The 1410-nt window shown below is 57.0% G+C and carries 1 pseudogene; it reads left to right on the top strand.

The annotated features are described in order from the left end of the window. Nucleotides 1–715: 715 nt before the first annotated feature. A pseudogene (locus VN622_15805) lies at nt 716–1271 on the top strand (IS630 family transposase). The last annotated feature ends 139 nt before the right edge of the window (nt 1272–1410 follow it).

Here is a 1410-nt window from a genome sequence, read left to right as displayed (position 1 = left end):
GCGTTCATTTTTGCCGAGAGCCTTGTGAACTTCGGCTTGGTCAGGTTCGTCCTTGCCGCGTTCCGCGCATACTGCAACTCTCGGGGTCGCTTCTTTCTTCGTTTCACGGACTCCTCGTATACCATCTATTTGACCCACCACCTGCTGGTAATTGCGTTTGGACTACTGCTAATCTCTATCAACATCTCCATCTTTCTGAAGTTTGCCATTGTTTGCTTGGCGACCTGGGCCGTGACGTTGGCTTTTCATCATTTTGCCGTGCGGCGCAGCCGCTGGCTCGGGTTATTACTGAATGGGAAGACTTACAAACCTTCAAAGCTCCCAACCTCCACGATTGGAGTACCGCTGCCGGCGCAAGGCTACCCTCTAAGACCCGCGCGAAAGAGGGCCGCGGTTGCCCCTTCTCCAACCGTGGCGGGAAGCGATAGGAGCACGACGTAAGACTTGCCAGAGCGCCGGAGGATATGACAGCCGCTGAGCCGCTAGTGTCCTGAGTCAGAGATTCGTTTAGAAAGGCGCTCGACCTTGCCCAAGATCAGATCCGCGTCGGCCGTCCACACAAACGGTTTGGGATTTCTGTTGCGTTGATCCAAGTAGTCCAGCATTGCCTTCTCCAACGCTCGAACCGCCGTGTGGCTTCACGGGAGCGACGGTCTGCAAATGGCGGGAGCGAATTTCGCGTGGAGCGCCTGGAGGGTTTACTCGACGAACCGGACCGCGGTCGATCACCGACGCACGAGTCGAAGAGGTGATCACGAAAACGTTGGAATCGATGCCAGGGAACAGCACGCACTGGAGCACCCGCTTGATGGCTCAGAAGACGGGCCTCTTGCAGACCGTCATCGTGCGGATTTGGCGTGCTTTCGGATTGCAGCCGCATCGCGTGGAGAACTTCAAGTTTTCTAAAGACCCGCAGTTCGTCGAGAAGGTACGGAACATCGTCGGGTTGTACCTGAATCCTCCCGATCGAGCCGTGGTCCTGTGTGTGGACGAAAAGGGCCAGGTGCAGGCACTGAACCGCACTCAGCCAATTCTGCCGTTGGCGCCCGGTGTACCGGCGCGCCACTCGCATGACTACGAGCGACATGGAGTCACTTCGCTGTTTGCGGCCCTGGATGTGGCCAGTGGGGTCACCATCAGCAGTTCCTATCGACGCCCACCGGCACCAGGAGTTCCTGCGGTTCCTCAACGACATCGACGCGAATCTCCCCGGCGGTTTTGACGTCCATCTGGTGATGGACAACTACGGAACGGACAAGGTCAACAAGGTGACCCAAAACCCAGAAGTTGTACCAATTGAAATTGGAGATATCGTAGGCAATTGAGGTCCTCGGAGAGGGGAACGAGGAGGTTCGACATGCCGAAGAAGGGACACACCGAGGAGCAGATCATCGCCGCGCTGAAGGAGTA

It is taken from the genome of Clostridia bacterium (assembly GCA_035561135.1).
In the GTDB taxonomy this organism is placed as follows: domain Bacteria; phylum Acidobacteriota; class Terriglobia; order Terriglobales; family Acidobacteriaceae; genus DATMYA01.
The sequence above is the reverse complement of the archived record's forward strand: the minus strand, read 5'-3'. Positions and strand labels throughout refer to the sequence as shown.